This is a genomic window from Streptomyces sp. NPDC058664, from assembly GCF_042716635.1.
Lineage (GTDB): Bacteria > Actinomycetota > Actinomycetes > Streptomycetales > Streptomycetaceae > Streptomyces.
On record NZ_JBHXRW010000144.1, the window covers coordinates 1 to 4,774 of the forward strand.

Sequence of the window (4,774 nt, forward strand, 5' to 3'; positions counted from 1 at the left end):
AAAACCCCTGTGTCCACACTCCGGGGGTCACCTCACTGGTCCCAATGGCGACGCAGACGCCAACACCAAGCCCGCCTCAGCCACTACAAACAACGCGGCCACACACCACCGGAAACTGCCCAACCATCAGACCAAAGACCGTTGCAGTACTAAGCCCTTCTCCAGCGGCAAGTCCCGCCGGACTGCTGCCGGGTCGGCATCCTGAAAACCCGCACTGATGATCGCCAGAGGATCGTCGCATCTGGGGGCGTTCGCGCAGCCATCGGACGATCCGGTTGTTCCAGGCTGCCAATGCAGGTTCATCGCGTACGGATCGGCGGTGGTCCGGGGCGGTGGTTCGAGTTGCCGACCTATGGCAGGTCTTCAGCGGGTGGTGGCCGGTTCGGGTTCGTGGGTGGCGGTGGTGGGGACCGGTAGGAGGCCGGGCAGTCGCAAGCAGGGCAGGACGATGGCGCAGGCGAGGGTGGCGAGGATGAGGGGGAGATGAGTGCCCAGTCCGCCGCCCAGGAGGGTGCCGGCGAGGGTGGGGACGGCGAGGTTGCCGAGGGTACAGGCCATGAGGAAGGCAGCATTGTAGCGGCCGCGTTCGTGGTCGGGGGCGAGGTCGTTGACGATGGGCGCCATGCTGGTGGCCAGGAGGCATTCGCCGAGGGCTATAACGCCGGCCGCGATGACCAGGTTGCCGTTCCAGAGGGTGTCTGCGGACCAGACCAGCAGCCATGCGGCGGCCCATAGGACGCTGACCGCGGCGAGGGTGCGGTGGCGGGGCCAATGGCGGGTCAGGCGCAGGATGGGCAGTTGGGCGGCGACGACGGTGAGGGTGTTGGCGAGGTAGGCCAGGCCAAGCAGTTGGGTGGATGCGCCGGTGATGCCGTAGGCGGCGATCTTGAACTGGCCGAAGCCGACCAGGGTGAACAGTGCACCCAGCGCACACACCAGCCACAACGGTCGGCTGCGGGGCAGTGTTTCGCGTAGCGGGATCCGGACCGTGCGGGTAGGGGCGGTCTTGCGTAGGGAGGGAACGGTGACGGCGAGGGCTGCGAGGAGGAAGGTGGCGCCGTCGGCTGTGTAGGCCAGGGTAAAGGAGGAGGGGTTGTCTGTGTTCACGGCGAGGGCGGCGAGCAGGCCGCCGGCGCCCAGGCCGAGGTTGAGGCCGAGGTAGCGCAGGGCGAAGGCGGTGGAGCGTTGTTCGGGCGGGATCAGGTGGCCGAGCAGGCTGTCCTGGGCCGGCAGGGCGATGGACAGGCCGCCGCCCAGCAGGGCGATCATCGCCATGACCGCGGGCAGCGACTGCACAGTGCCGAGCGCGGCGGTGGCGGCAGCGGTGAGGACCAGGCCGGCCACGATGACGCGGCGGGCCCCGAAGCGGTCGGCCAGCACACCGCCCAGCGGGTTGCCGAACAAGCTCACCAACGGTCCAACCGCTGCGGCGAGCGTCGCCGGTCCGATGGGGATGCCGCGCACGGCATGCAGGTACACCACCAGTAGCGGAGCCGTCATGCCCGATCCCAGAGCGGAGATCAGCTCCGAACCCAGCAGCCACCACGCTCCCCGGCCCAGCCGCGGCACCTTTTCTGACCACCGGGCCGGCTTCAGGGTGTGCGGGCGGGGCGCGGCGTGCCTGGCCCGGCGGCTCACGCCGGCACCTCCGACTCCAGCGAATTTAGATGGCGGCGGACAGTCCTCAGCAGTGGATGCGCCTGCTGGACCGACGTTTCCAGGATCGCCGACGCCCGCTCCCACAACTCCCGCGCGTGGAAGAAGTCGCCGCCGCGCCGGGCGAAAACAGCCAGGTTATTCAGGGTTACCGCGAGTTCGGGATGCCCAAGACCGAGGGTCTGCTCCTTCAGGCGTAGGCAGCGATGAAAGAGCTCTTCGGCTCGCGAATACTGGGCGCGTTTGTAGGCCAGGGCGGCCAGGTTGCCCAGCGCGACACCGGTCTCGTAATGCTCCGGGCCGTAGGTCTTCTCGATGACGGCCAGTGCGGAAGTCAAAAGTTCGTCAGCCTCGTCCAGCTCGTCGAGCTCAATTAGTACTGGAGCCAGCGCCGCCTTGTCCAAGGCCACCTGCACATGCTCCGGCCCCAGCACGCGCTCACGGATCGCGACCGCCCGCCGACCCGGCTCCGCCGCCGCGGCAAAATCACGGCGCGAGTGCGCCAGACCGCTCAGATTGTGGAACAGCGATGCCGCCGACAGCCCCTCCCCTATGCCGGCCTCTTCCAGCAGATCCAGTGCCCGCCGGTAGAACGTCTCGGCCTCGTCGAACTTGCCCGTGTACTTGAACAAGATCCCCAGTTCGTTGCACGTCCCCGTCAGAGCGGCCACGGGTATGTCGGGTTCGTCGTCGGCCACCGCTAGGGCCCTGCGCAGTGCTTTCTCCGCCTGGTCGTAGCGGCCCTGGATCCGGTACAGGCCACCAAGAAGAGTGCGAGCCCGCACCCACAAAGCCGCATCCTCGGTGTCAGCGGCAGTCTCACCGGCGAGGGCGAACAACTGCTCCGCACGCGGATAGTCCTGCTTGTCCCGGGCTCGGAGACCCAACTCGATCAACCCCAGCCCGATGCCATCCGCGCCTACACCTACATCGGCCCCTAGCCCCAGAACCCTGGCCACCAGCCCAGCTGCCCCACCATCACCGCCGTTCCCTTCCTGCTCCAGAAACCCGGCCATCGCATCCAGAAACCCTTGCAACACCACTAGCAAGCCCTCTCCGCCAAAACAGAGCAGGGTCCATGCACGGCACGGACCCCACCCCACCAAAACCGACCGGCACTCGGCACATCCCGAGCCATCCAGCATTACAGCCGCACTTGGATGCGACACGAAGCCGGGTCAGATTTCACCCACCCAAGAACGGCCGAAAAATTAACCGAATGAATTCCCTGGCGCCATTCGCGAGGGTAGGCGAATTCCCACTTCCCGCATTCTTTTATTTGCGTTTCACCTATGCGGCGCCCGCCTTCTGTGACTAGTATTTTTTGGGCGGCAGGATGCGCCGTACCGGAAAACACCAACCGCGTTTCCGCGGCCACTTCGACAGGAGGGTCCTCAATTAGGGGTGGGGGGATGCTTACTATTACAGTGAAGGAAACTGAAGCGGTAGGTGAGTGCCACCCTGCACCCTCACCGACGATAGCCAGTTGTTTATGCCCTTCATCCCAGCATACGGCACGGCGCCAACGCCACTGTCCGTCCTCGTTGACACGAGCGCTTCCCACGTATCTTTTCTTGTCGAAAAACAGCACGCGGGACGTGCCAGGGTCTGCAGTTCCATAGAACTTTACTATTGGACTAACCCATGCACCCTGCAAAGGGGCAGATGCAGCCGGGGCCTTGCCACGCAAACGCTCCGGGGAAAAGTCATCCCACCGGGGAGATATACAGAACTCTGCCAGCGTTGGAACTTCCCTGACAGTAGCCTGAAATACTGCTCCACTTATGTGCGATGCCGGAATTATCCCGATCGATCCCATTCCCTCGGCCACGAGCCGGGACACTTCTCCCGCACCAAAATGATTCAAGTGAATGCTGTCAATTGTGCCGTCAGGATAGTTGTCACACTCTCCGGCATCTAGCCAGCAGAAGTACTGCCGGGCGCGCGTGTATCCCGCCCTGGAAAAAAGCCGTAGTGCCGATTCCGCAAGGTCGACCAGTGGGACATGCCTCTCAGTTGCGACTTGGCGAGTCACCAGGGAATACTCTGCAAGAACATCCTTAATTTCTCCAGTGGTCGAGAAAATGCATCGCGGCATTGGCGTGACCAGGGCCGGTCTCCCCCCTCGCCCGATTATCTCGGCGACGTACACACCGAGGAATTCTCGATACTCTTCGATGGGGACGTGGTACCGCGAGTCAACAAACTGATCTATGTTGCCAAAGCAAATTAGAACGATATCATCCGAAGATATTTCGCCGAGTACTTCTCTGAAGCACTCCTGAAAGAATCTGCGGGTGCTCATTCCGGGGGCCGAAAAATTCTTTACTTGCGTTTCGACCAGGAACTCCCCGAGCCTCTGCCCCCACCCGGCAAGGGGATGCTCCTCCGGGGTGCGCGAGGAGCTTGCCGAATCCCCCAGGATTAGCACATTTCGCATCTACAAGTCCGTTGTCTATAGTGCTTACCGAGTACTTGAACGGAGTCAGCCAACATGAGGACATTTCGCATTGGTGCCCCGAAGAGCTCGAGCAAGACGGCATCCATACCATCTCCGGGAAAAAGCGCATCTCGCCGTTCAATTCTCCATTCAAAGCGATTTTTTAGAGCGTGCCGACCCGGAATGGAACCACTCAATTCGGGGACGTGTCATCAGGCGTCGGCTTGCAGCAAGATGCGACAGGCTCAGCCAAATCGGAAAGCGATGTAACCCTCTCCTAGACATTCATCCCGGATTTCCATGTCCCACCGGGCGGTGGCGGGAATGCTCATGCGCACAGCCAATTGAGCTCAACTATTTGTTGTTTGAGGAGGGGCAGGGGTCCGCGCCCCTCCTCAAACAGGTTCGATCAACGATCCTTCAGCAGGACATCCGTCGACGGGTGGCGCAGGTCTCAATTTTATATTGGACATCAGCACACGACTGGTGCCGGCTGTGGTCACCGTCGGCGGCAGATCCTGACCATCCTCAGCGAGTGTCTAGCTCAGCCTCGGTGTGGTTGCTTCCCAAACCGTCCTCCTCGGTGTCTAGCTCAGCCTCGGTGTGGTTGCTTCCCAAACCGTCCTCCTCGGTGTCTAGCTCAGCCTCGGTGTGGTTGCTTCCCAAACCGTCCTCCTC

The 4,774-nt window shown here is 62.7% G+C and carries 3 protein-coding genes; all 3 read right to left on the minus strand.

Features of this window, described 5'->3' with window-relative positions; genetic code table 11:
• Positions 1–363: 363 nt before the first annotated feature.
• Positions 364–1,743, minus strand: a complete 1,380-nt coding sequence (locus tag ACFWUY_RS40590) for an MFS transporter (RefSeq protein ID WP_384121819.1) — start codon at positions 1,741–1,743, stop codon at positions 364–366.
• Complete coding sequence (locus tag ACFWUY_RS40595) at positions 1,635–2,699, minus strand: tetratricopeptide repeat protein (protein ID WP_384121823.1); 1,065 nt, start codon at positions 2,697–2,699, stop codon at positions 1,635–1,637. The genes ACFWUY_RS40590 and ACFWUY_RS40595 overlap by 109 nt, the downstream gene beginning before the upstream one ends.
• Before the next feature lie 101 nt (positions 2,700–2,800).
• Positions 2,801–4,096, minus strand: coding sequence for a GDSL-type esterase/lipase family protein (locus ACFWUY_RS40600; RefSeq protein WP_384121821.1), 1,296 nt, complete (start codon positions 4,094–4,096; stop codon positions 2,801–2,803).
• Between the last annotated feature and the right edge of the window lie 678 nt (positions 4,097–4,774).